This window comes from Streptomyces sp. NPDC005775, from assembly GCF_042871565.1.
Lineage (GTDB): Bacteria > Actinomycetota > Actinomycetes > Streptomycetales > Streptomycetaceae > Streptomyces.
This window is the reverse complement of record NZ_JBIAIU010000002.1, coordinates 463,149-486,478: the sequence shown is the minus strand read 5'-3', so window position 1 is coordinate 486,478 and position 23,330 is coordinate 463,149. Positions and strand designations below refer to the sequence as shown.

At 72.0% G+C, this 23,330-nt stretch carries 22 protein-coding genes and 2 pseudogenes; 4 read left to right on the top strand and 20 right to left on the bottom strand.

The window, feature by feature from the left end:
• Positions 1 to 120 precede the first annotated feature (120 nt).
• The 10 genes from ACFYPA_RS05790 to ACFYPA_RS05745 all read right to left on the bottom strand — a co-directional run bounded on the left by ACFYPA_RS05790 (position 121) and on the right by ACFYPA_RS05745 (position 9,794).
• Entirely contained in the window at positions 121 to 1,464 is a 1,344-nt protein-coding gene (locus ACFYPA_RS05790; RefSeq protein ID WP_389129761.1) for a sulfate adenylyltransferase subunit 1, read from the bottom strand.
• Between the two features lies 1 nt (position 1,465).
• Positions 1,466 to 2,401 carry a sulfate adenylyltransferase subunit CysD gene (gene cysD / locus ACFYPA_RS05785; protein WP_359081796.1) on the bottom strand — a complete coding sequence of 312 codons (936 nt, stop codon included), beginning with the start codon at positions 2,399 to 2,401 and terminating at the stop codon, positions 1,466 to 1,468.
• A complete protein-coding gene (cysC, locus tag ACFYPA_RS05780; RefSeq protein WP_389129757.1) occupies positions 2,398 to 2,943 on the bottom strand; it encodes an adenylyl-sulfate kinase in 546 nt (181 codons plus the stop codon). The genes cysD and cysC overlap by 4 nt, the downstream gene beginning before the upstream one ends.
• 23 nt (positions 2,944 to 2,966) lie before the next feature.
• The gene (locus tag ACFYPA_RS05775; RefSeq protein WP_359318886.1) at positions 2,967 to 3,683 is read right to left on the bottom strand and encodes a phosphoadenylyl-sulfate reductase; all 717 of its coding nucleotides are present in this window, start codon (positions 3,681 to 3,683) and stop codon (positions 2,967 to 2,969) included.
• Positions 3,680 to 3,859 (bottom strand): hypothetical protein, encoded by a 180-nt coding sequence (locus ACFYPA_RS05770; protein ID WP_389129754.1) that lies wholly within the window; start codon positions 3,857 to 3,859, stop codon positions 3,680 to 3,682. Before ACFYPA_RS05770 ends, ACFYPA_RS05775 begins: the two co-directional genes overlap by 4 nt.
• Positions 3,856 to 5,553 carry a nitrite/sulfite reductase gene (locus ACFYPA_RS05765; protein ID WP_359349471.1) on the bottom strand — a complete coding sequence of 566 codons (1,698 nt, stop codon included), beginning with the start codon at positions 5,551 to 5,553 and terminating at the stop codon, positions 3,856 to 3,858. The genes ACFYPA_RS05770 and ACFYPA_RS05765 overlap by 4 nt, the downstream gene beginning before the upstream one ends.
• 114 nt (positions 5,554 to 5,667) lie before the next feature.
• Positions 5,668 to 5,751, bottom strand: coding sequence for a putative leader peptide (locus ACFYPA_RS05760; protein ID WP_310739661.1), 84 nt, complete (start codon positions 5,749 to 5,751; stop codon positions 5,668 to 5,670).
• A gap of 188 nt (positions 5,752 to 5,939) precedes the next feature.
• Positions 5,940 to 6,548, bottom strand: a complete 609-nt coding sequence (locus ACFYPA_RS05755) for a GNAT family N-acetyltransferase (protein WP_359349473.1) — start codon at positions 6,546 to 6,548, stop codon at positions 5,940 to 5,942.
• A gap of 60 nt (positions 6,549 to 6,608) precedes the next feature.
• Complete coding sequence (locus tag ACFYPA_RS05750) at positions 6,609 to 7,865, bottom strand: GAF domain-containing protein (RefSeq protein ID WP_359082031.1); 1,257 nt, start codon at positions 7,863 to 7,865, stop codon at positions 6,609 to 6,611.
• Between the two features lie 291 nt (positions 7,866 to 8,156).
• Positions 8,157 to 9,794 (bottom strand): acyl-CoA dehydrogenase family protein, encoded by a 1,638-nt coding sequence (locus tag ACFYPA_RS05745; RefSeq protein WP_359318879.1) that lies wholly within the window; start codon positions 9,792 to 9,794, stop codon positions 8,157 to 8,159.
• A gap of 74 nt (positions 9,795 to 9,868) precedes the next feature.
• On the opposite strand from ACFYPA_RS05745, the gene ACFYPA_RS05740 reads away from it, so the two are divergent.
• Positions 9,869 to 10,981 (top strand): YihY/virulence factor BrkB family protein, encoded by a 1,113-nt coding sequence (locus ACFYPA_RS05740; protein ID WP_359082032.1) that lies wholly within the window; start codon positions 9,869 to 9,871, stop codon positions 10,979 to 10,981.
• A gap of 10 nt (positions 10,982 to 10,991) precedes the next feature.
• Here the strand turns inward: ACFYPA_RS05740 and ACFYPA_RS05735 are convergent, their stop codons facing one another.
• Entirely contained in the window at positions 10,992 to 11,354 is a 363-nt protein-coding gene (locus ACFYPA_RS05735) for a CU044_2847 family protein (protein WP_359081807.1), read from the bottom strand.
• A 56-nt stretch (positions 11,355 to 11,410) separates the two neighbouring features.
• Between ACFYPA_RS05735 and ACFYPA_RS05730 the strand changes: the two are divergent.
• A pseudogene (locus ACFYPA_RS05730) lies at positions 11,411 to 12,097 on the top strand (helix-turn-helix domain-containing protein); the annotation flags it as partial.
• Between the two features lie 29 nt (positions 12,098 to 12,126).
• Here ACFYPA_RS05730 and ACFYPA_RS05725 read toward each other — a convergent pair.
• The 4 genes and pseudogenes from ACFYPA_RS05725 to ACFYPA_RS05710 form a co-directional block, all read right to left on the bottom strand.
• A complete protein-coding gene (locus ACFYPA_RS05725; protein ID WP_359081811.1) occupies positions 12,127 to 12,537 on the bottom strand; it encodes a VOC family protein in 411 nt (136 codons plus the stop codon).
• A gap of 66 nt (positions 12,538 to 12,603) precedes the next feature.
• Complete coding sequence (locus ACFYPA_RS05720) at positions 12,604 to 14,172, bottom strand: 3-hydroxyacyl-CoA dehydrogenase (RefSeq protein ID WP_359318873.1); 1,569 nt, start codon at positions 14,170 to 14,172, stop codon at positions 12,604 to 12,606.
• A gap of 62 nt (positions 14,173 to 14,234) precedes the next feature.
• Positions 14,235 to 15,035: a CoA-transferase gene (locus ACFYPA_RS05715; RefSeq protein WP_359318870.1), complete on the bottom strand. Its 801-nt coding sequence runs from the start codon at positions 15,033 to 15,035 to the stop codon at positions 14,235 to 14,237.
• Positions 15,036 to 15,058: 23 nt separating this feature from the next.
• Positions 15,059 to 15,976 (bottom strand): annotated as a pseudogene (locus tag ACFYPA_RS05710) (CoA transferase subunit A).
• A 168-nt stretch (positions 15,977 to 16,144) separates the two neighbouring features.
• Between ACFYPA_RS05710 and ACFYPA_RS05705 the strand changes: the two are divergent.
• The gene (locus tag ACFYPA_RS05705) at positions 16,145 to 17,035 is read left to right on the top strand and encodes a LysR family transcriptional regulator (protein ID WP_359081817.1); all 891 of its coding nucleotides are present in this window, start codon (positions 16,145 to 16,147) and stop codon (positions 17,033 to 17,035) included.
• A gap of 138 nt (positions 17,036 to 17,173) precedes the next feature.
• Positions 17,174 to 18,400, top strand: a complete 1,227-nt coding sequence (locus ACFYPA_RS05700) for an acetyl-CoA C-acetyltransferase (protein ID WP_389129748.1) — start codon at positions 17,174 to 17,176, stop codon at positions 18,398 to 18,400.
• A gap of 34 nt (positions 18,401 to 18,434) precedes the next feature.
• Here the strand turns inward: ACFYPA_RS05700 and ACFYPA_RS05695 are convergent, their stop codons facing one another.
• The 5 genes from ACFYPA_RS05695 to ACFYPA_RS05675 form a co-directional block, all read right to left on the bottom strand.
• Positions 18,435 to 18,956, bottom strand: coding sequence for a cupin domain-containing protein (locus ACFYPA_RS05695; protein ID WP_389129745.1), 522 nt, complete (start codon positions 18,954 to 18,956; stop codon positions 18,435 to 18,437).
• Positions 18,957 to 19,181: 225 nt separating this feature from the next.
• Positions 19,182 to 20,642 (bottom strand): sialate:H+ symport family MFS transporter, encoded by a 1,461-nt coding sequence (locus ACFYPA_RS05690; RefSeq protein ID WP_389129742.1) that lies wholly within the window; start codon positions 20,640 to 20,642, stop codon positions 19,182 to 19,184.
• 62 nt (positions 20,643 to 20,704) lie between these two features.
• Positions 20,705 to 21,385: an N-acetylmannosamine-6-phosphate 2-epimerase gene (locus ACFYPA_RS05685; protein WP_359349491.1), complete on the bottom strand. Its 681-nt coding sequence runs from the start codon at positions 21,383 to 21,385 to the stop codon at positions 20,705 to 20,707.
• On the bottom strand, positions 21,382 to 22,347 hold the full coding sequence (locus tag ACFYPA_RS05680; protein WP_389129739.1) for an ROK family protein: 966 nt from the start codon (positions 22,345 to 22,347) through the stop codon (positions 21,382 to 21,384). Before ACFYPA_RS05680 ends, ACFYPA_RS05685 begins: the two co-directional genes overlap by 4 nt.
• A complete protein-coding gene (locus ACFYPA_RS05675; protein WP_359081832.1) occupies positions 22,344 to 23,303 on the bottom strand; it encodes a dihydrodipicolinate synthase family protein in 960 nt (319 codons plus the stop codon). Before ACFYPA_RS05675 ends, ACFYPA_RS05680 begins: the two co-directional genes overlap by 4 nt.
• Positions 23,304 to 23,330: the final 27 nt, after the last annotated feature.

Below are 23,330 nucleotides of genomic sequence, written 5' to 3'. Positions count from 1 at the left end.
CGCAGGCAGTGCGCGTACGTCAACGCGCACATCGCGCGACCCCGCCCTGGCCGCTGCCGAGGGCGCCGCTGCCGACACGGCCGCCCTCCTTCGCGAAGGTCGAGAAGACGTCGGTGCTCATCAGAAGTCCCACTCCGCGTCGTCGTCCGACGGGGCCTCGGCCTGCGCCACGGCGGCGAACGAGGCGCCCGCCATGCCGGCCGAGAGCGTGGTGCCGTCCGCCGGGTCGATCAGCAGGAAGGAACCGGTGCGGCGCGAGTCGGCGTACGCGTCGAGCGCGAGGGGCTCGGCGGTGCGGACGACGACCCGGCCGATGTCGTTGGCGACGAGCCGGCCGGGGGCCGGGTGCTGCGAGAGGTCGTCCAGGGTCAGCCGGGAGGGGATGTCCTTGACGATCGCCTTGACGGTGCGGGTGGTGTGCTTGATCAGCACCCGCTGGCCCACCGTGAGCGGCTCGTCGGCGACGTGGCAGACGGTCGCCTCGACGTCCTGGGTGACCGCGGGGGAGTCGCTCACCGGGGCGATCAGGTCGCCGCGCGAGACGTCGATGTCATCGGTCAGGCGCAGGGTGACCGACTGGGGGGCCCAGGCGATGTCCACGCTGTCGCCGAGCAGATCGATGCCGGCGATCGTCGACGTGCGGCCTGAGGGCAGCACGGTGACGGGCTCGCCGACCCGGAACACACCGGCGGCGATCTGGCCCGCGTAGCCCCGGTAGTCGGGGAGCTCGGCGGTCTGCGGCCGGATCACGTACTGGACGGGGAATCGGGCGTGGCAGGCGGTGAGGTCATGGCTGACCGGGACCGTCTCCAGGTGTTCCAGGACCGTCGGGCCGCCGTACCAGTCCATGTTCGCGGACGGTTCCACGACGTTGTCACCGGCCAGCGCCGAGATCGGGATCGCGGTGATCTCCGGGACACCGAGGGAGGCCGCGTACGCGGTGAACTCCTCGGCTATGGCGGCGAACACCGGCTCCGCGTAGTCGACCAGGTCCATCTTGTTCACGGCCAGCACCACGTGCGGGACGCGGAGCAGGGCCGCGACGGCGGCGTGCCGGCGGGTCTGCTCGACGACACCGTTACGGGCGTCGACCAGGACCACGGCCAGCTCGGCCGTGGAGGCGCCCGTCACCATGTTGCGGGTGTACTGCACGTGGCCCGGGGTGTCGGCGAGGATGAACCGGCGCCGGGTGGTGGCGAAGTAGCGGTAGGCGACATCGATGGTGATGCCCTGCTCGCGCTCGGCCCGCAGCCCGTCGGTCAGCAGCGCCAGGTCCGGTGCCTCCTGGCCGCGCTTGCGGGACGCGTCCTCGACCGCCTCCAGCTGGTCGGTGAGGACCGACTTGGAGTCGTGCAGCAGCCGTCCGACGAGGGTGGACTTGCCGTCGTCGACGGACCCCGCGGTGGCGAACCGCAGCAGGGTGGTGGTCGACAACTGCTCGGCCAACTGGGTGGGTGTGGTCATTTTAGAAGTACCCCTCGCGCTTGCGGTCTTCCATCGCGGCCTCGGACATCTTGTCGTCGGCGCGGGTCGCGCCCCGCTCGGTGAGCCGGGAGGCGGCGATCTCGGTGATCACGGCGTCCAGCGTGGTGGCGTCGGAGTCGACGGCACCGGTGCAGGACATGTCGCCGACCGTGCGGTAGCGCACCTGGCGGGTCTCGACGCTCTCGTGCTCCTTGGGGCCGCCCCAGTCGCCCGCGGTCAGCCACATGCCGGATCGGTTGAACACCTCGCGCTCGTGGGCGAAGTAGATCTGCGGGAGCTCGATGCCCTCGCGCTCGATGTACTGCCAGACGTCGAGCTCGGTCCAGTTGGAGATCGGGAAGACCCGGACGTGCTCCCCGGCGGCGTGCCGGCCGTTGTAGAGCTGCCACAGTTCGGGGCGCTGGCGGCGCGGATCCCACTGGGAGAACTCGTCGCGCAGCGAGAAGACCCGCTCCTTGGCGCGCGCCTTCTCCTCGTCGCGGCGGCCGCCGCCGAACACGGCGTCGAAGCGGTGCTGCTGGATCGCCTCGGTCAGCGGCACGGTCTGCAGCGGGTTGCGGGTGCCGTCGGGGCGCTCGCGGAGCTTCCCGGCGTCGATGTACTCCTGTACGGAGGCGACGTGCAGGCGCAGCCCGTGCTCGGCGACGGTGCGGTCGCGGTACTCCAGGACCTCGGGGAAGTTGTGCCCGGTGTCCACGTGCAGCAGCGTGAACGGCACCGGCGCGGGCGCGAACGCCTTGAGCGCCAGGTGCAGCATCAGGATCGAGTCCTTGCCACCGGAGAACAGGATCACCGGCCGCTCGAACTCACCCGCCACCTCACGGAAGATGTGCACCGCCTCGGACTCCAGGGAGTCCAGGTGGCTGAGTGCGTACGGATTGTCGGTGCCTTCCGACACAGTCGCGACGGTCGTCACGCTGCACCCCTCTCGCTCAGCAGCGCGTACAGCTCCGCCGCGGACTCCTGCACGGTCTGCTGGTGCGACTCGATCCGCAGATCGGGCGACTCGGGCGCCTCATAGGGGTCGTCCACCCCGGTCAGCCCGCTGATCTCGCCCGCCGCCTGCTTGGCGTACAGCCCCTTCACATCACGCACCGAGCACACCTCGACCGGAGTGGCGACGTGCACCTCCAGATACGCGGTGCCCTCGGCCATGTGCCGCTTGCGGACCGCGTCACGGCTGTCCGCGTACGGGGCGATGACCGGGACCAGCACCTTCACGCCGTTGGCCGCCAGGAGTTCGGCGACGAAGCCGATCCGCTGGACGTTGGTGTGGCGGTCCTCGCGGGTGAAGCCGAGGCCCGCGGAGAGGAACTCGCGGATCTCGTCGCCGTCGAGCACCTCCACCCGGTGGCCCTCGCCGCGCAGCCGCCCGGCGAGTTCGTACGCGATGGTGGTCTTGCCCGCGCTCGGCAGACCGGTCAGCCAGACGGTGGCTCCCGTCTCCGTCACGCTCATCGAAGTCTCCTGATCAGTCGTCATCAGTCGTGCAGCCCGCATTCGGTCTTGCCACGCCCGGCCCAGCGTCCGGCCCGCGCGTCCTCGCCCTCCAGCACCCGGCGGGTGCAGGGGGCGCAGCCCACGGAGGCGTAACCGTCCATCAGCAGCGGGTTGGTGAGCACTCCGTGCTCGGCGACGTACGCGTCGACGTCGTCCTGGGTCCAGCGGGCGATCGGCGACACCTTGACCTTCTGCCGCTTCTCGTCCCAGCCGACCACCGGGGTGTTCGCCCGGGTGGGGGACTCGTCGCGGCGCAGCCCGGTCGCCCAGGCCGCGTACGAGGTCAGGCCCTCCTCCAGCGGCTTGACCTTGCGCAGCTTGCAGCAGAGGTCCGGGTCCCGGTCGTGCAGCTTCGGCCCGTACTCGGCGTCCTGCTCGGCCACCGTCTGCCGCGGGGTCAGCGTGATGACGTTGACGTCCATCACCGCCTCCACCGCGTCACGCGTGCCGATGGTCTCGGGGAAGTGGTAGCCCGTGTCGAGGAAGACCACGTCCACCCCGGGCAGCGCCCGGGAGGCGAGGTGCGCGACGACCGCGTCCTCCATGGACGACGTCACACAGAACCGCGCGCCGAAGGTGCGGGTGGCCCACTGGAGGATCTCCAGCGCGGAGGCGTCCTCCAGCTCCCGGCCCGCGCGCTCGGCCAGGTCCTTGAGCTCGGCAGCGGAAAGCTCTCCGGTTTGCAGAGTGTCCGTCATATCCCGTCCCCTTCACCGTTGTTGCGCTCCAGTCCCCGGGCCAGCAGGCCCAGGAACTTCAGCTGGAACGCCCGGTTGCAGGAGGCGCATTCCCAGGCCCCGTGTCCTGTCTCGTGCGGACGCAGGTCCTCGTCGCCGCAGTAGGGGCAGTGGAACGGGGCTGCGCGCTCGCTCATGACAGCGACTCCGCACTGGCCCGGGCCGCCCAGGTCGCGAAGCGCTCGTCGTCCTCGCGCTCCTTCTGGAAGTTCCCGAGCACCCGCTCGACGTAGTCCGGCAGTTCGGCCGAGGTGACCTTCAGGCCGCGGACCTTGCGGCCGAAGCCGGCCTCCAGGCCGAGCGCGCCGCCCAGGTGCACCTGGTAGCCCTCGACCTGGTTGCCCTCGCCGTCCAGCATGAGCTGGCCCTTGAGGCCGATGTCCGCCGTCTGGATGCGGGCGCAGGCGTTGGGGCAGCCGTTGATGTTGATGGTGAGCGGCTCGTCGAACTCCGGGAGGCGGCGCTCCAGTTCGTCGATGAGCTCGGCGCCGCGCGCCTTGGTCTCGACGATCGCCAGCTTGCAGTACTCGATGCCGGTGCAGGCCATCGTGCCGCGGCGGAACGTGGACGGCTTCACCTGGAAGCCGAGTGCTTCGAGACCGGCGGACAGGGACTCGACCCGGTCCTGCTCCACGTCGAGGATGATCATCTTCTGCTCGACGGTGGTACGCACCCGGCCCGAGCCGTGCGCCTCCGCGAGATCGGCGACCTTGGCGAGGGTGGAGCCGTCGACCCGTCCGACGCGCGGCGCGAAGCCGACGTAGAAACGGCCGTCCTGCTGCGGGTGGACACCGATGTGGTCGCGCCAGCGGCTGCTCGGTTCCGCGGGCGCGGGCCCGTCCAGCATCGGACGCTTCAGGTACTCGTCCTCCAGCACCTGACGGAACTTGGCGACGCCCCAGTCGGCGACCAGGAACTTCAACCGGGCGCGGTTGCGGAGCCGGCGGTAGCCGTAGTCGCGGAAGATCCCCACGACACCGGCCCACACGTCCGCGACCTCGTCCAACGGCACCCAGGCGCCCAGGCGTTCGGCCAGTCGCGGGTTGGTGGAGAGACCGCCGCCGACCCAGAGGTCGAAGCCGGGGCCGTGCTCGGGGTGCTCGACACCGACGAACGCGATGTCGTTGATCTCGTGCACCACGTCCTGCACGGGGGAGCCGGAGATGGCGGTCTTGAACTTGCGCGGCAGGTTGGAGAACTCCGGGTTGCCGATGTAGCGCTCGTGGATCTCGTCCAGCGCCGAGGTGCCGTCGATGATCTCGTCGGCGGCGATGCCGGCCACCGGGGAGCCGATCATCGTACGGGGGCAGTCACCGCACGCCTCGGTGGTGGAGAGGCCGACGGCCTCCAGCTTCTCCCAGATCGCCGGGACGTCCTCGATGCGGATCCAGTGCATCTGGACGTTCTGCCGGTCGGTGATGTCCGCGCTGCCGCGGGCGTACTCCTCGGAGATCTCGCCGATGACGCGCAGCTGCGCGGTGGTCAGCCGTCCGCCGTCGATGCGGACCCGCATCATGAAGTACTTGTCCTCGAGCTCCTCGGGCTCCAGGACGGCCGTCTTGCCGCCGTCGATCCCGGCTCGCCGCTGTGTGTACAGGCCCCACCAGCGCATGCGTCCACGAAGGTCGTTGGGGTCGATCGAGTCGAACCCGCGCTTGGAGTAGATCGTCTCAATGCGCGTCCGCACGTTGAGACTGTCGTCGTCCTTCTTGAACTGCTCATTGCCGTTCAGTGGGGTGTAGTGCCCCAGGGCCCACTGACCTTCGCCACGGTGACGCCCCGCTTTGCGGCGGGGCGCGGCGGGCGCGGGCTGTTCCGGGGTAACGGCCATGACGGTACGTCCTTCGGGACTGCAGGAGGGCGGCTCTGAACTGCACACTCGCGTCTGGGCGCGGCGGTGCGCAGGATTTGCAGAGAAAGGGTGATCGCGGCGGTGCTGGGACTCTCAGCTCGCCGGACAGATGGCGCTGGACATGCGGCCGAGGTCGACGTGGCGTCGACTCACCAAGGCAATTCCAGTTCCAGGCATGACGGAAGCCTGTCACGCGGGTCTCGGGGCAGTCCACCACTATCCATGATGTGGACGAGACTGTCCCGACAGGTGAGATTATGTGGCGCCCGTCACGTGCGTGGCGGGCGCCTGTCGGCCGGAAAGCCGGACAATCGTGTGCATTTCTTACGGGAGGGCCTGGGGTCTCCCGTCCAGAACGAGAGACCCTAGGGAAGCAGAGTCCGGCCGGACTCCGGCCACGGGCCCGGTGTGGCGACCTCGGGCTCCAGCTCGGTGCGGGTCTCGAACAGCCGGAAGCCCCGGCGCTCGTAGTTGCCCATCGCGTGCGGTCCGTCCTTGGAGCAGGTGTGCACCCACACCCGCTTCGTCGTGGGCCGCTCCGGCCACCGCTCGGCCAGGTCCCAGGCGCGGGCGGCCCCGTACGAGAGGAGGTGCCCGCCGATCCGGCGCCCCCGGAAGGCCGGGAGGAGGCCGAAGTACATGATCTCGACCACGCCGTCGTCCTGCGGGTCCAGCTCCACGTATCCGGCCGGCGTCCCGTTGACGTACGCCACCCAGGTCTCCGCACCCGGCCGGTCCAGGACCTCCTGCCACTGGGCGTACGACATCGACAGGCGGTCCGTCCACCGGATGTCGCCGCCGACCGCCGTATAGAGGAAGCGGCTGAACTCGGGCGACGGCACCTCGGACCGGACGATCCGTACGTCGGGCCCCGGCACCGCGGAGGGCCGCAGATCGGCGGGGGAGGTCTGTTCCAGGGACCAGATGGTCACCTCGGCGAGGGCGGGACCGGATGCACGTTCGGGGTTGCTCATGACTGCCAGAGAACCACGCGTCTCTTCCCCAGCCCAAGCCGGGACCTGCGGGAACGGTGCTCAGGAGGCGCCGCGGGCCCTCACCACCACCGGCGCCTTCGACCGCGGCAGCAGATCGCCCGGGTGCTCCGGACGGATCACCTCCACCTCGACCCCCTCGCCGAAGCGGTACGGGCGGTGCGCCAGCACCTCCGCGAGGTGGCGCCGCAGCCGCGAGATCTCGGCCCGGACCGTCACCGTCCTCGTCGGATCCCCGAAGAGGTCCTCCGCCAGCTCGGAGGCCGTACGCCCCTCGGGGTGCAGGGCCAGCGCGTACAGCAGCTCGGCGTGGCGGGGGGAGAGCCGCTGCGTCCACGTGCCCACCGGGCTCACCACGTTCACCGCCAAACTGCGCGGCAGGCTCAGATCGAGCACGACGCGGCGCGGGGGACTGTCCATCGCCCCGTCCGCTACCTGCACCAGCCAGCCGCCCGGCAGCGGCTCCACCCGGCACATCCCGAGCGAGGGCAGCCACACCCGGCCCGGCTGTACGGACTTCGGCAGCGGCAGCCGGTCCACCGGCGGCATCCCGGTGACCGCCGCCAGCCAGCCGTTGCCGTCCACCGCCAGCGCCCGGCCCCCCAGCCGGCACAGCATGGGCGCCGCCACCGAACGGAGCCGGTCGATCGACTGCAGGTGCTGCGTCCTGATCTCGCTCTCGGCGAGCCGGGCCACCGAACCCACCAGGGCGAGCGTCGTGGGATGGAACGTGTTCGCCGGACCGCTGATGTCGACGATCCCCATCAGCCGCCCGTCGCGCGGGTCGCGCACCGGCGCCGCCGCGCACGTCCAGCCGTGCAGACTGCGGACGAAGTGCTCCGCGGAGTGGACCTGCACCGGGGCGCGCGAGGCGAGCGCGGTGCCGATCGCGTTGGTACCGGTGGTCTCCTCCGACCAGGCGGCGCCCTCGGCCAGACAGATGCCGTCGGCCCGGCGCAGCACACCCGTGTTGCCCTGGCGCCACAGCACCCGGCCCTCCACATCGGTGACCACCATGATCTGCTGCGAGGCGTCCGCGATGCTCACCAGCCCGTCACTGAGCAGCGGCATCACCTCGCCCAGCACGGAACTCCGTCGCCGGTGCTCGATCTCCTCCATCTCCAGCAGCACGCTCTGGGTGGACTGCTCCGGATCGATGCCGCTGCGCAGCACCCGGTCCCACGAGGCCCCGATCTCCGCACGCGGCCGGACGGGCATCCGCTGTCCCGTCACCCGTGCCTCCCGGGCCCGGTGGAGCAGGCGCGCGGACCGGCCGGGCTCCTGCGCATCCGGCCGCATCACATCGACAGGACTTGTCTCCACGTCGGATCCCCCTCAGGTGCCAGTGCCAGTGTCAGTACCAGGACCGTGCCAAGGGCCACGGCGCCCATCCTGCCGCTTCGTGGGGCCCGGTGTCGCAACTCCACACAATGGTTGCAACCCTCTGCAACTCTGGCGAGGCCACCCCGGTCGTACAAGAGTGGCGGCACACCGCACGGCGGGGTTTCCGCCCCGAAGTCCGGTGTGTACAGCATGGGGGGTGGTGCCGTGTCGGCGCAGCACCACCCCCCGTTGCTGGCACCGCCCGGGTCAACGCTCCACGGGCCGCGCCCGTTCGACGACCGACGCCAGGTCCAGGGTGTGCGGCAGCGTCCCGAACGCCGCACCCCACTCGCCGCCCAGGCGTGACGCGCAGAACGCGTCGGAGACCTCCGACGGAGCCCAGCGCACCAGCAGCGAACCCTGCAGCACCAGTGCCATCCGCTCCACGAGCCGGCGGGCCCGCGCCTCGATCCCCTGCAGATCGGCGAGCTCGGTCAGCAGCCCCTTGATCGCCCCGTCGAGCCGGTGGTCGGCGCCCCGGGCCCGCCCGACCTCCTGGAGGAACGCGTTCAGCGCCAGCGGCTCCCGTTGCAGGGCCCGCAGCACATCCAGCGCCTGTACGTTCCCCGAGCCCTCCCAGATCGAGTTGAGCGGTGCCTCGCGCAGCAGCCGGGGCATTCCCGACTCCTCCACGTATCCGTTGCCGCCCAGGCACTCCAGTGCCTCGGCCACGAGCGGGGTGCACCGCTTCGTCACCCAGTACTTCGCCGTGGGCACCGCGATGCGCAGGAACGCCGCCTCGCTCTCGGTCCCGGCGTCGTACGCCGCCGCGAGCCGCATCGCGAGCACCGTCGCGGCTTCCGACTCCAGCGCCAGATCGGCCAGCACGTTGCGCATCAGCGGCTTGTCGACCAGCACCCCGCCGAACGCGCTCCGGTACGTGGTGTGGTGGACCGCCTGCGCGACCGCCTGCCGCATCAGCGCCGCCGAGCCGGTCACACAGTCCAGCCGGGTCGCCGCCACCATGTCGATGATGGTGCGCACCCCGCGCCCCTCCTCACCGACCCGGCGCGCCCACGTACCGTCGAACTCGACCTCGGCCGAGGCGTTGGACCGGTTGCCCAGTTTGTCCTTCAGCCGCTGGATCGCGAAGACGTTGCGCGTGCCGTCCGCCAGCACCCGGGGCAGCAGGAAACACGTCAGCCCGCCGGGGGCCTGCGCCAGCACCAGGAACCCGTCGGACATCGGCGCCGAGCAGAACCACTTGTGCCCCGTGAGCAGATACTCCCCCTCGCCGGAGAGGGGCTCGGCGCGGGTCGTGTTGGACCGTACGTCCGTCCCGCCCTGCTTCTCCGTCATGCCCATTCCGAGGAGCGCGCCGGACTTCTGCCCGGCCGGCCGCAACTCCTTGTCGTACACGCGCGAGGTCAGCAACGGCTCCCACTCGGCGGCCACCGCCGGATCGGTCCGCAGCGCGGGCACCGCCGCGTGCGTCATCGAGAGCGGGCAGCCGTTGCCCGCCTCGGCCTGCGTCCACACCAGGAAGCCGGCGGTCCGGCGCACGTGCCCGCCCGGACGGTCCCAGGCGTCGGTCAGACCGGCGGACACGGCATGGCCGAGCAGCCGGTGCCAGGCCGGGTGGAACTCCACCTCGTCGATGCGGTTCCCGTAGCGGTCATGGGTCCGCAGCCTCGGTGGATTCTCGTTGGCCTGCGCGCCCCAGCCCGCGGCCTGGGCGGAACCGGCGGACCGGCCGAGCTCGGCGAGCCCCCTGCGCGCGTCGTCGAGCAGGTCTGCCGGGAGGTGCCGCTCCACGGCTTCGGTGAGCACCCGGTCCGCGCCGAAGACGTCGTAGCCGAGGAGGGGAGGGGCCTGGTTGGACACTGTGTGGGTGGTGGCTGCCATGCCGATACGGTAAGGACGTGCAGGCAGCAAATGAAACACCCGAGCGGCCGCCGGGCCGGCTCCACCGGGCCAGAGTGCTCTACCGCAACGTGTCCAAGCGCCAACTGGCCTGGCAGTTGCTGAAGGACACCGTCAACTCGTGCATGGAGTACCGCATTCTGGGACTCGCCGCCGAGGCGGCGTTCTTCACCCTGCTGTCCCTGCCTCCGCTGCTCCTCGGACTGATCGGTCTGCTCGGTTACGTCGACGAGTGGACCAGCACCACCACGGTCGCCTCCATCGAGCGCAACATCCTCAGCGCCGCCCATACGGTGCTCTCCGAGCGGGGCGTCAACGACTTCGCCAAACCGCTCCTGGCGGACGTCACCACCGGGGCCCGGCCCGACGTCATCTCCATCGGTTTCGCGATCGCGCTCTGGTCCGGTTCGCGAGCGGTCAACGTCTTCATCGACACGATCACCGTCATGTACGGGCTCGACGGCCAGCGCGGCATCGTCAAGACCCGGATGCTCGCCTTCCTGCTGTACGTGGTGGCGCTGCTGCTGGGCGCGGTCGTGCTGCCGCTGCTGGTGGTCGGCCCCGACCGGGTCGTGGAGTTCATCCCCTGGGGCACCGAGGTCATAAGCGTCCTGTACTGGCCGCTGGTGATACTGCTGTCCATCGCCTTCCTGACCACGCTGTACCACGTGTCCGTCCCCGTCCGCTCACCGTGGATAGAGGACATGCCGGGCGCCCTGATGGCGCTGGCGATGTGGGTGGTCGGCAGCTTCCTGCTGCGGATCTACCTCACCAGTACGGTCGAGGGGCCCACGATCTACGGGTCACTGGCCGCCCCGATCGCGGTACTGCTGTGGATCGGCATCTCCGCGTTCGCGGTGCTGGTGGGCGCCGCCGTCAACGCGGCCATCGACCGGGTGTGGCCGTCGGTGGCGACGGCGGCGGCCCGTGCCGCCAACGACCGGGTGCGCGCGGTCCAGGCGGCCGAATTCGTGGCCCGGACCCAGGCGGAGAGCCGCTACGGCGGCCCGTACGACGACGAGGACGACGGGGACGACGGCGACTACCCGTACATGCCGTCCGAGTTCCCGGAACGGTGGTCGCGGTTCCTGCCGCCGGACGACGTGAAGTCCCGGCTGCAGCCGAGCCGCGAGAAGGACACGGACAAGCCGCAGCCCCCCGGCGAGTGAGGGCGGGCCGTCAGCCGACGGGCGGGACACCCGGGGCCGCGGGCGCCTCGGCGGACGAGCCCGGCGACCAGGACAGCTTGACCGTCAGATGGCCCTCCAGCGCACTCTTCGCGATCACCGCACCGGCCTCGGCGGTGATCTTCACACCGAATTCGAGTTCCACCCCGTCCGGTTTCAGGGTGCCGTCCCGGAACACGGAGAGCGCCGACTCGGCCGCCGACCGGATGCCCTGGAGCGCCTCGTCGAAGGTGCGTTCCGCCCGGGCCAGCGCATGACCGTCGCGCGCGACCAGTTGCGCACCCGGAGCGTGCCGGTCGACCTCGACCGTCACCGTCTCGCCGCTGTCGGTGGTGAACTGCATCAGTGCCGCCATGACCGCCCCCGGGATGCCGTCGCGCCCGTTCTCCGTCCGTCGACGAGACTAGTGCCATGGGCGACAGGTACGAAGAGCGCGCGTCGCGGGTTGACGGTGCGAAGGTCTGGACCCTGACCGTGCCGCCGGGATCCGTCCATCCGGTGCTGCCCGACGGCTGCATGGACCTGCTCTGGATCGGCGGCAGGCTCCTCGTCGCGGGCCCGGACACCCGTGCGGAGCCCCCGTCCGCACCGTACGGCGGCAGCTTCGCCGGTGTCCGCTTCCCCCCCGGCGCGGCCCCCGCCCTGCTGGGCGTGCCCGCGCACGAACTGCGCGACCGTCGCGTCGCCCTGGCCGATCTCTGGCCGGGGGCACAGGTCAGGGAGCTCACCGAGCGGGTCGCCGGCGCCGCCGACCCGGCTGCCGCGCTGGACGACATCGCCGTGCGCCGGGCAGCGGTCGCCGGGCCGCCGGACCCGGCGATGCGGTCCGTCGCCGCGCACCTGGACAGCGGCCGCACCGTCGCGCAGACGGCCGAGGCGGTCGGCCTCGGCGCCCGTCAGCTGCACCGCCGCTCGCTGACCTCCTTCGGATACGGCCCCAAGACGCTCGCCCGGGTGCTGCGGCTCCAACGGGCGCTGGAGTTCGTACGGTCCGGGATGCCGTACGCCGAGGCCGCGCTCGCGGCGGGCTGCGCCGACCAGGCGCATCTCGCGCGGGAGATGCGCGAACTGGCAGGCACCACCCTGAGCGAGTACTTCACCGGCACCCGGGTGGTGTCAGCCACCCCCTAGAGGCTGTCCCGCTGGGAATCGGCGGCGGCGAACAGCGACACCGCACAGCCGTCCGGATCGAGCACCACCGCGTAGCGCTGCCCCCACACCGCGTCCCACGGCTTCAGATGGCCCCGGTAACCGGCACCGGTCAGCTCGGCGAAGACGGAGTCGACCTCTGCCGGGCTCTCGCAGAGGAAGGCGAGCCCGAGCCGCTCCCCGCCGTTCGTCCCGGCCCACTCGGGGTCGAAGGATCGGACGACGTCCTCGGTGTCCCACAGCAGCCGCTGCCCGCCCGGGAGGGTCACTTCGACATGGGGCGCGGATTCCGCGCCGGCCGGGATGTCGAGGCCGAGCCGGCGGTAGAAGGCGAGCGATGCGGCAAGGTCCGCGGTGGTGAGGGAGATCGCGTCGAGTCGTGGAGTCATGATCCGACCGTAGGCCGGGGGCGGGCCCACGGTCTTGAACGAATCGGTCAGGTCACCCGGCCCCACTCACGCCGCGCCGTCTTCGCCGCCGCCCAGGCAGTCCGCCGGCGAGGTGCCCGGGTCCGTCAGTGCCAGGCCCAGTGCCGCGCGTTCGGTGACCCAGCGGGTCGGACGGTGGCGCGGGTCACCCGTCGTCGCGTGCAGGGCCCGCTGCAGTTCCAGCATCCGCGCCGCACCGATCCGGTCGCCCCAGGCCAGCGGACCCCTCGGGTAGCCGAGACCGGTCGTCACCGCCTGATCGATGTCGGCCGGCGTCGCCAGCGAGCGTTCCGCGATCGACGCCGAGACCGCGACGATCGACGCGAGCAGCCGCTGGGCGACCGAGCCCGCCGTGTCCCGCACCACCGACACCGCGAACGGCTCGCCGCCGTCCGAGGGCCGCGCCAGCACCGCACGCGCGTCCCGCGCCGCCGCGGGCTCCGCGGCCGGGGTCACGGCCAGCACCCGGCGGCGCCCGGCCCCCGGCAACGGGTCCACCCCGAAGGTGCGCCCCGCGGGCAGCCCGTGCGCGGCCACCGCGGCGGCGACCGTGGTGCCCCAGACGGGCACCAGCACCAGGGCCCCGGCCGACGGCGCCGCACCGGCCCCGACGGTGGCGCCCGCCGCCGACAGGGCCTCCCGGAGGGCCGCGGCATCCGCCTCCCCGGCCGGCGACGCGGCGACCACGTGCACCGGCCGGTCCGGGTCGCCGGTGACCGGGGCCTCCGGCACGGGCGCGGCCGCCTCGGAGCCGTACGCGAACCAGCCGCGTCCCGTCTTGCGCCCGTGCAGTCCGGCCGCGACGCGGTTCGGGGTCAGATACGAGGGGCGGAGCCGGTCCTCGTGGCGGAAGCCCTCCCAGACCGAGTCGATGACGGCGGCCGTCACATCGAGTCCGGTGAGGTCCATCAGCTCGAACGGGCCCATCCGCAGGCCCAGCACGTCCCGTGCGATGCGGTCGATGCCCGCCGGGTCGGTGACCGTCTCCTCCAGCAGCGCGAGCGCCTCCGTCGCCAGCCCGCGCCCGGCGTGGTTGATGAGGAAGCCGGGCGTGTCGGCGACCGTCACCGCGCGGTGCCCGCAGCTCTCCACGAGCGCGGTCAGCAACGGGGGGATCTCCGGCCGCGTGGCGGCACCGGGCACCACCTCGACGATCCTCATCAGCGGGACCGGGTTGAAGAAGTGCAGTCCGGCCAGACGCGTCGGGTCCTTCAGGCCGGCGGCGATCCGGGTCACCGACAACGAGGAGGTGTTGGTGGCGAAGACGGCCGACGCGGGCAGCACCCGCTCCAGGCGGCCGAAGACCTCCGCCTTGGTGGCCAGGTCCTCCCGCACGGCCTCGACGACCAGCTCGACGCCGGGGCCCCGCGCCCACGGGTCGTCCAGCGCGATCAGCCGGTCCAGGGCGGCGTCCGCGTCCGCGGCGGACATCCGGCCCTTGTGCACGGCCCGCTCCAGCATGGACCGTACGAAGGCGGCCGCCTCCGCCACCGCCTCCGGCCGCACGTCGCACAGCTCGACGGTGTGTCCGGCGGAGGCCGCCCACTGGGCGATGCCGCGGCCCATGGCTCCGGCGCCGACGATCCTGATACGCATGGTGGTCCTGGTCCTCTCGATGGGGTGGTGACGTGGGTGACGGACGGGCGGGCCGGTGCGGATCAGCGCAGGTACACGCGGTCCGGGTCGACATCCTCGCGCAGCAGCCGCAACTCCGCCCCGGTCGGCGGCGGCACCTCGGCGACCGTGTCGGCGACCCGCAGGTCCCAGCCGGTCGCGGCCCGGACCTCGTCCACGGTGACCCCGGGCTGGACGGCGACCAGCCGCAACTCCTCGCCCACGCCCGCGCGAGCCATGATGCCCAGTTCGGTGATGACCCGGGTGACACCGGCGCCCAGCGGGCGGATGCCCTCGGCGAGCGCGCGGTCGGGGCCCGGCGTGGTGCAGAAGTCGAGCTCCGCCGGGAAGGAGCGCGGGTGGTGACGGCGCATCACCACGAAGACCTCACGGGAGTTGGCCATCACCTCGACGCCGCCGCCCGAGCCGGGCAGCCGGACCGAAGGGCTGTCCCACGCGCCGATCACCGACGTGTTGAGGTTGCCCCAGCGGTCGATCTGCGCGGCACCGAGGAAGCCGACGTCGATGTGGCCGCCCTGCAGCACACAGCCGAAGAGCATCGGCATCGAGATCACCGCCTCCGCCCCCGTGATCAGGACCGCGTCGGCGATGGTCTCCGGCAGGTGCGAGGGATGGGCGCCGCAGACACCGGACTCGTACACCACCTCGACGCCGGGCGCGACCGTCAGACGGGCGAGTTCGGTGGCGAGGGTCGGCAGGCCGATGCCGGCGAACACGGTACGGCGGGCGGCCAGTTCGCGGGAGGCGACGACGGAGAGCAGTTCGGACGAGGTGACGGCGGCGGGTGCGGTGGTGGCCAGGGCCCGTTCCTTCCCGTGTTCCATGGCGGCGGGTCCTTCCGGGGCGCTCACAGCCGGCGCCCGTAGTTCACCGGCTCGCTGAGGGCCTCGCCGACCGCGAGCCCGGCCCAGAACTCCTCGCCGAGCTTGTCGACGTACTCCGCGTGGTCCGCCGTCCCGCGCACCCACTCGTCCAGCCACTCCTGGAGCCGCCGCGGGTCCTTGCTGATGTGCGACCAGGCCCGGTAGAAGGCGTTGTCCCGGTCGTAGTAGCCCTGGGCGAACGAGGGATGCGCCCCGCGCGGGCAGCGGACCACCGCGTCGACCGCGTGCGCGGGGACGAGCGTGCGGTTGGGGTCCGAGCGGATCACCTCGTCGTCCACGATCTCCTCCACGACGACGATCGCCCTGTCCGCCGCGTACACCGCCTCGGCCTGGACACCGGTCAGCCCTCAGATCTGGGTGTTGCCCCGGCGGTCGGCGCGCTGGGCGTGGATGATCGTCACATCCGGGTTGACGGGCGGTACGACGTAGATCTGCTCGGGCTCGCCGTCCGGGCCGGGATACGGCGAAGTGACCTTGCGCAGATCGCTGTTGACGGACGGCAGATCGCTGCCGCCGTACGAGCGCAGCGGATGGAACGGCAGCCGCTGCGCGCCGGCGAGGTAGCGGCAGACCATGCCGTAGTGGCTGTACTCCTCGAAGGCGAGGGGTGCGGGGTCCGCGCCCTCCACCCGCCGGCGGAGCTCACCGAGCGAACCGGCCGAGGAGTTGCCCACGAACGAGGAGACCAGCCGGGTCACGCAGCCCGCGGCGATCATCTGGTCCACGACGATGTCCGCCGTCATCCGCACGACGGTGAGGTCACGCCGGCCCTGGCGGATGATCTCGTGGCCCGCGGCGGTCGGGATGAGATGGGTGAAGCCTTCGAGGCAGACGGTGGCGCCGTCATGGACGAAGGCGGAGATCGCCGCCTTCATCGACATCGACTTGTCAGTCCGGTCGGTCCGTTCCGTCGGGGCCACCGTGCTCCTCTGCGTGTGCGGGCGCGCGCGTCGCCCCACGGTGCCAGCGGTCATTGTTCGCTGTCCAATACCGAATTAAGCTCGGATCGAGACGGCAGGTTGATCAATGGTGCTGAGGGAGGGGCGGTCGTGGAACTGCGTCATCTGTTCGCGTTCGTCGCCGTGGCCGAGGAACTGCATTTCGGCCGGGCCGCCAAGCGGTTGCAGATGGCCCAGCCGCCGCTGAGCCAGCAGATCCGCCGGCTGGAGAAGGAACTGGGCGTCCAGCTCTTCGAGCGCAACACCCGCTCGGTGCGGCTGACCAGCGCGGGGGAGTCGTTCCTCCCGCCGGTGCGGACCGTGATCGACGACCTCGACACCGCCGTACGGGCCGCGAAGGCGGCCGGCCGCGGCGAGTACGGGCGGGTCAGCATCGGCTTCGCGGGTGCCTCCAGCCACGAGACGCTGCCCCGGCTGACCCGGGCGGTGCGCGCCGCCCATCCCGGGATCGAGCTCGTCATGACGGGCCAGACCTACGCCAACGTCGCGCTCGCCCGGGTCGCGGACGGCTCGCTCGACCTGGGGTTCGTACGCCTTCCGGTGACGCAGCCGGGCGTCACCTTCCGGGTGATCGACGAGGAGGAGCTGGTGTGCGCGCTGCCCTCCGACCATCCGCTCGCCGCCCGGGACAGCGTTCCGATCGAGGTGCTGGCCGGGGAGCCGTTCGTCTCGTTCCCCGCGAACACCGGCTCGACCGTGCGGGACGCGATGGTGGGGGCCTGCGAGGCCGCCGGGTTCAACCCGCGGGTGGTGCAGGAGGCCCCCGACTCGTACACGATCCTGGCGCTCGTCGCCGCGGGCGTCGGGGTCACCCTGACCGTCACGTCCGTCCAGCACATCCAGCAGAGCGGCCTCGTCTACCGGCGCCTGGCCGGACCGCCGATCCGGCGGCAGGCGGCGCTGGCCTGGCGGACCGACAACCCTTCGGCCGCGCTGCGTGCGGTGCTCGCCGTCGCGGAGGACGCGCTGCCGACTCCGTAGAGCCGCTCAGTGAGTCCGCATTGAGACATGAGTCGTCTTGAATCAGGGGAAACTGGATATTGGACCGACTCAGTCGGTGGGTGGGAAGGTCATGGCACACCCTTGTCCTCTCCTGCCCCGCTCCCGGAAGGTCCCGCTGTGCCCGACCGACACGATGTCGTGATCTGCGAACCGCTGCGCACCCCCATCGGCCGCTTCGGCGGGGCGTTCGCCGGGCAGACGCCGGCCGCCCTCGCCGCCCGCGTCATCGCCGAGGTCGTCGCCCGCACGGGGATCGACCCGGACCGGGTGGACGAAGTGATCCTCGGGCACGCCTACCCGTCCTCCGACGCCCCCGCCATCGGCCGGGTCGCCGCCCTGGACGCCGGGCTCCCGCAGTCCGTCACCGGCCTCCAGACCGACCGCCGCTGCGGCTCGGGCCTCCAGGCCGTCCTCGACGCGGCGATGCAGATCAGGGCCGGGTTCAGTGACGTGGTGATCGCCGGCGGTGTCGACGTGATGAGCGCCGCCCCGTACTACACGCACGACGGGCGCTGGGGCATCAAGGGGCCCGGCCTCCAGCTCCACGACTCGCTCGCCCGCGGCCGGGTCACCGCCGGCGGTGCCCACCACCCCGTGCCCGGCGGCATGATCGAGACGGCGGAGAACCTGCGCCGCGCGTACGACATCAGCCGCGCCGACCAGGACGCCCTGGCCCTGCGCTCGCAGCAGCGCGCCGGCCGGGCCATGGCCGAGGGGCGGTATGAGGCGGAGACCGTCCCCGTCACGGTGAAGACGCGCAAAGGGCAGACGGTGGTCACCGCGGACGAGCACCCCCGCCCCGACACCACCGCCGAACAGCTCGCCGCACTCCGACCGATCCTGGGCAAGTCCGACCCGCAGGCCACGGTCACCGCGGGCAACGCCAGCGGCCAGAACGACGCGGCGGCCGCCTGCCTGGTGACCAGTGCCGCCACCGCCGAAGGCCTCGGCCTCACCCCGCTGGTGCGTCTGGTCTCCTTCGCCCGCGCGGGCGTGCCCGCCGCCACCATGGGCATCGGCCCCGTCCCCGCCACCCGCACCGCGCTGGCCCGCGCCGGGCTCACCCTCGCCGACCTCGACCTGATCGAGCTCAACGAGGCCTTCGCCGCCCAGGTGCTGGCCTGCACCCGCGAGCTGGGCCTCGGCGACAAGGACCACGAGGAACGGATCAACGTGAACGGCTCGGGCGTCTCGCTCGGCCACCCCGTCGGCGCCACCGGCGCCCGCATCCTTGCCACCCTCACCAGGGAACTGCACCGCCGCGAGGCCCGCTACGGCCTGGAGACCATGTGCATCGGCGGCGGCCAGGGTCTCGCCGCGGTCTTCGAGCGCATCGCGGCCTGAAACGCCGAGCCCGTCGGCGGGCCGGCACCGTGGACTACCGCGCCCCGGGCCCGAAGTCCTCGGTGAAGTAGCTGTCGTGCCGGACGCGGAACCGCTTGAGCTCCTCGCCACCGCGCCGCGACACCTCCGCGACCCGCTCGAAGTACTCCTCGCGCGGGGCGCCCGGGGAGAAGAGCAGGAGCATGGACATCGGCTCATCGGTCACGTTCCTGAAGGCGTGGAGGCCGCCGACCGGCACGTACAGGAAGTCGCCCTCGCGGCCGGTGACCCACTTCTCGCCGTTGAAGAGCTCCAGTTCACCGGAGAGGACGTAGAAGGACTCCGACATGGCCCTGTGGAAGTGGGTCTTCGCCCCGGCGGCCCGTGCGCCCAGATCCACCTTGTACAGGCCGAATTCGCCGCCGGTCGACTCGTTGGTGGCGAGGTAGTGCGTGGCGCCGCCCCCGGGCGGGGCGATGTCCGGCGGGGTGGCGGCCGGCCTGAAGACCGCGTTCACCTCGCCCCTGTCGCCCAGGTAGCGGGGCTTCGGGTATTCGAGGTGTTCCGGGTACGACATGGTGCACTCCTTCGGAAGGGGTCCACCGACATGGTGGCTCTCGTCTCCGGCGGGCGACATCGGGCGCGCGGATGATCGTGCGCCGCTTGGGGACCAGGACTTCAGGACCGGGGGTCTTCCCTCGACGAGTCCGTCAACAGACCGACACGTTGGCTGCCGCGCCCGGGCAGCGGTCACGGGGCTGTGACCGCTGCCCCCTGAGCGAACCCCCGGAGACCCGGGCCGCTAACCCTCCACGGGGACATGCTCGCCGACCGGCGGCCTCGGCGTCACCGCCAGGTGGTCCCGCTCGGCGTCGGGGTCCGTCAGCCGGTTCAGCCGCGCCGGTACGTCGAAGCCGACCAGCAGCACCACGATCACCGTGCCCGCGAACGTCAGTACCGCGAGCGCCCGGCCCAGGTCCATCCCGGAGGCGAGATGGGCCCCGAGCACCGGGGCGACCGCCCCGCCGAGGGCGCCCACGTTGTACGTGAAGCCGAGTGCGGCACCCCGGCTCGCGGTCGGGAAGTGACCGCCGATGTAGCGGGGGAGCAGCCCGGAGATGCCGAAGCTCGTGGCCTGGAGCAGGAAGAGCAGGATGCCGAGCAGCATCAGGTTGTTCTTGACCGCGAAGACCGGATAGACGAAGGCGAGCGAGGCCAGCAGCGTCAGCGCGTACGCCTTCTTCGTACCGATCCGGTCGCCGAGGAAGCCCGCGACCCAGCAGCCGACCATGGTGCCGAAGCCGGCGAAGTACAGCACGTCCGTGACCTGGTCCGTCGTGTAGCCCAGCTCGGTCTTCAGATACGTGGGCAGCAGGGCCTGGATGGGCCACGAGTACAGGAACGCGAAGAACAGCGTCACGATCATGGACAGGTACAGCACCCAGCCGCGCCTCCCGCCCATCTGCACGGCGAACGCGGCGAGCGAGAGCCCGGCGATCACGGAGAGCACCGGCACCATGCCGGCCCCGCCCGGGGTGAAGACGAGGAACAGCGAGACGGTGGCGACGACGACCAGGACCGTGTTGGCGGTGGCCCGGGCCCGGGTGAGGAACAGCGGCCGGAACGGGTTGGGCTTGGCGCCCTGGTCCGCGACGGACTCCGTCCACTCCTCCGCCTCCGGCAGCGCGCGCCGCATCCACAGCGCGATGGCGATCGGAATGAGGCCCAGATAGAACATCCAGCGCCAGCCGAGCGAGGGCACCACCCAGTCGTAGACCTGGGCGGCGAGCACCGAGCCGACCGAGAACCCGGAGATCAGGAAGCCACTGGCCCGGTTGCGCAGCGCGGCCGGCCAGCTCTCCATGACGTACGTGGAGCTGGCGCTGTACTCACCGGCCATGCCCATGCCGATGGCCAGCCGGGCGGCGAACAGACTGGTGTAGTTCCACGCGAACCCGCAGGCGAAGGTGCCCATCGAGTAGAGCAGGATGCTGAGCACCATGGAGAGCTTGCGGCCGTAGCGGTCGCCGATGGCGCCGAGGACGGCGCCGCCCAGCCAGCGGGTGATGAACGCACCGGAGATCAGGCTGGCCGCCTGCACCGTGCTCAGTCCGAACTCGTCACTGATCTCGGTCAGCACGAGGGTGATCAGCACGAAGTCGAAGCCGTCGAGCACGTAGCCGATCCAGGCGGCGAAGAACGACTTCCACTGGGTGCGGCTCACCTGGCGGTACCAGGGGAGTGTGGGGGGTGATGTCTGCACGGTGACTCCAGGATGCGGGACGGCGCTCGTCCTTGAGCAGCCGTCCCGCGTGGTGGGACAGATCAGGGCCTGGCGATGCCTGCCACGAATCGGGCGGTCAGGGCGGTGGGAGCGGTGATGGCGGTGCCGACGACGACGCTGTGGGCGCCGCGCGCCAGGGCCTCGGCCGCTTCCCCGGGGGTGTTGATACGGCCTTCGGCGACCACCGGGACGTCGATCGCGGCGGAGAGCTTGGAGACCAGATCGAGGTCGGGGCCGGTCTGCTTCGGCGTCCCGGGTACGTAGCCGGACAGGGTCGTGGAGACGAAGTCGGCCCCCAGCTCCGCTGCCGCGACGCCCTCGGCGAGGGTGGAGACGTCGGCCATGACGAGGGCGCCGGCCGCGTGGACGGCTTCGACGAGTTCGGCGAACGTGGAGCCGTCGGGGCGCGGCCGGTCGGTGGCGTCCGCGGCGACGACGGCCGCGCCGGCCTCGGCGACGGCCAGGGCGTGCCGGACGGTCGGGGTGATGAACACCCCGGTGTCGCCGTCCTTCCACAGGCCGATGACCGGCAGGTCGACGGCGGCGGTGATCGCGGCGACGACCTCGGGGCCGTTGGCCCGGATCGCCGAGCCGCCACCGGCGACGGCCGACAGCGCGAGCCGCACCAGGGTGGACGTCTCCCGCATCGGATCGCCGGGGGGCGCCTGGCAGGACACGATCAGCTTGCCCTGGAGGGTGGTGGCCAGTTCCTGCGCGGTCATCGGAGAGCTCCCGGGTGGTGGAGGGGAAGGGTGGTGGTGAGGGCCGCCGCGCCGAGCACGGCCGCGTCGTGGCCGAGCAGCGGGGCCTGTGGGACGAGTCTGCGCAGCGGTCCCATCAGCTCCCCGGCGAAGGCGGCCCGCAGCGCGTCCTCGTACAGGGCGCCGATGCGCGGGACACCGCCGCCGACGACGACCCGGTCCGGGCCGAGCGCGTTGGCGAGCCCCCCGAGGACGTGTCCGGCGGCGGCCGCACCGGTGGTGATGGCCGTGACGGCGTGGGCGTCGCCCGCGGCGGCGCGCGCGGCGACGGTCTCCAGCCGGTCCACGGGGGCACCGGTCAGCCGTGCGTAGTGGGCGGCGATCCCGGGCCCGGAGGCGATGACCTCCAGGTGGCCGGTGGCGCCGCAGGTGCAGGGCAGTCCGGCTGCCTCCGGGCTGGGCAGGTGACCGAGGTGCCCGGCGATTCCGGCCGCGCCGTGCAGCATCCGCCCGTCGACGGCGAGGGCGCCGCCGACTCCGGTGCCGATGGCGGCGAAGAGCAGCGAGCCGTGGCCCTCGCGCTCCGCGTTCAGGGCGGCGAGTTCGGGCCCGGCCGTGGCGCGCACGTCGTTGTCGCAGGCCACCGCGTAGCCGGTGCGGTTGGCGAGCCCGACGCCCAGCGGGGTGCCGGCCCAGCCGCGGAGGGAGTCGGTGGCGCTGGTGACCATGCCGGTACGGGGGTCGATGACCCCGGCCGCCGCGATGCCGAGCACCGCGGCGCTGTGGTCAGGGTCGACCTCGGCGGCGGCCGAGGCGAGCGCGTCGAGCACCGCCGCCGCGCCGTCCCGGGCCGGGGTGGGCCGGCTGTGCCGGGCGAGGACCGTGCCGTCGGACGCGAGGAGCGCGGCGGCGATCTTCGTGCCGCCGAGGTCGAGGCCGACGACGGGCCCCCCGGCCGGTATCGACTGTGCCGAGGTGGTCATCGGACCGGCGGCAGACCGGCGTCGCGCAGCCGCCCGGAGACGAGCGCGACGGATTCGGCGGACAGCTGGATCTGCGGGAAGGCGGTGTCGCCGCAGTCGATGATGCCCAGCAGCCGGAGCGCCGACTTGAACGAGCCGAGCGCCGAGGAGCTGCGGCCCATGTCCGCCTCGGGGCCGACGTCGACCATCGCGAACAGCTTGATCAGCCGTTCCTGCTCCTTCGCGGCCAGCGTCCAGTCCCCGGCCCGCGCGGCCTCGTAGAGCCGTACGTAACCGGCCGGGTCCACGTTGCCGATACCGGGAACGACACCGTCGGCGCCGGCGAGCAGCGCCGCGTCGACCGTCAGCTCGGAGCCGGTGAGGATGCTGAAGCCGGGCACCGGGCCGTTCGAGCGGCCCTCGCGGCCGCCGAGCTCGACGACGAGCCGGCGCAGGCCGCCCTCGTCGCCGCTGCTGTCCTTGAGGCCCGCCAGGGTGCCGTCCTCGGCGAGCTCGCGGATCAGTGCGGCGGACAGCTTGCTGTGCACGGCGACGGGGATGTCGTACGCGAACAGCGGCAGGGCCACCTCGGAGCGCAGCCGGCGGAAGTGCCCCGCGATCTCCTTGGCGTGGGTGCGGGTGTAGAACGGCGCGGTCGCGACCAGGGCGTCGGCGCCCAGCGCGGCGGCGGACCTGGCATGCTCGACGACCCGGGCCGTGGTGGTGTCGATGACGCCGGCGAGGACCGGGACGCGGCCGTCGGTGGCGTTGACAACGGTCTCCAGGACCGTGGCGCGCTGTTCGTCGGTGAGGTAGGCGACCTCGCTGGTGGAGCCCAGTGCGAAGAGTCCGTGCACGCCCCCGCCGATGAGGTGCTCGACGAGACGGACGAGGGAGGCGGTGTCGACCTCCCCGCGGGAGTCGAGCGGGGTGCAGACCGGTGGGACGACGCCGTGCAGCGGTGCGGTCAGAGACATGGTGAGGACTCCAGCTGATCGGGATAC

Bases quoted from the DNA above. Each gene is read 5' to 3' on its own strand.
- ACFYPA_RS05745 (WP_359318879.1), bottom strand. From the start codon at position 9,794: ATGGCAGCCACCACCCACACAGTGTCCAACCAGGCCCCTCCCCTCCTC.
- ACFYPA_RS05770 (WP_389129754.1), bottom strand. From the start codon at position 3,859: ATGAGCGAGCGCGCAGCCCCGTTCCACTGCCCCTACTGCGGCGACGAG.
- ACFYPA_RS05765 (WP_359349471.1), bottom strand. From the start codon at position 5,553: ATGGCCGTTACCCCGGAACAGCCCGCGCCCGCCGCGCCCCGCCGCAAA.
- ACFYPA_RS05680 (WP_389129739.1), bottom strand. From the start codon at position 22,347: ATGACCACCTCGGCACAGTCGATACCGGCCGGGGGGCCCGTCGTCGGC.
- ACFYPA_RS05695 (WP_389129745.1), bottom strand. From the start codon at position 18,956: ATGTCGTACCCGGAACACCTCGAATACCCGAAGCCCCGCTACCTGGGC.
- ACFYPA_RS05760 (WP_310739661.1), bottom strand. From the start codon at position 5,751: ATGCCTGGAACTGGAATTGCCTTGGTGAGTCGACGCCACGTCGACCTC.
- ACFYPA_RS05790 (WP_389129761.1), bottom strand. From the start codon at position 1,464: ATGACCACACCCACCCAGTTGGCCGAGCAGTTGTCGACCACCACCCTG.
- ACFYPA_RS05685 (WP_359349491.1), bottom strand. From the start codon at position 21,385: ATGACCGCGCAGGAACTGGCCACCACCCTCCAGGGCAAGCTGATCGTG.
- ACFYPA_RS05725 (WP_359081811.1), bottom strand. From the start codon at position 12,537: ATGACTCCACGACTCGACGCGATCTCCCTCACCACCGCGGACCTTGCC.
- ACFYPA_RS05755 (WP_359349473.1), bottom strand. From the start codon at position 6,548: ATGAGCAACCCCGAACGTGCATCCGGTCCCGCCCTCGCCGAGGTGACC.
- ACFYPA_RS05715 (WP_359318870.1), bottom strand. From the start codon at position 15,035: ATGGAACACGGGAAGGAACGGGCCCTGGCCACCACCGCACCCGCCGCC.
- ACFYPA_RS05720 (WP_359318873.1), bottom strand. From the start codon at position 14,172: ATGCGTATCAGGATCGTCGGCGCCGGAGCCATGGGCCGCGGCATCGCC.
- ACFYPA_RS05775 (WP_359318886.1), bottom strand. From the start codon at position 3,683: ATGACGGACACTCTGCAAACCGGAGAGCTTTCCGCTGCCGAGCTCAAG.
- cysC (WP_389129757.1), bottom strand. From the start codon at position 2,943: ATGAGCGTGACGGAGACGGGAGCCACCGTCTGGCTGACCGGTCTGCCG.
- ACFYPA_RS05675 (WP_359081832.1), bottom strand. From the start codon at position 23,303: ATGTCTCTGACCGCACCGCTGCACGGCGTCGTCCCACCGGTCTGCACC.
- ACFYPA_RS05750 (WP_359082031.1), bottom strand. From the start codon at position 7,865: ATGCGGCCGGATGCGCAGGAGCCCGGCCGGTCCGCGCGCCTGCTCCAC.
- ACFYPA_RS05735 (WP_359081807.1), bottom strand. From the start codon at position 11,354: ATGGCGGCACTGATGCAGTTCACCACCGACAGCGGCGAGACGGTGACG.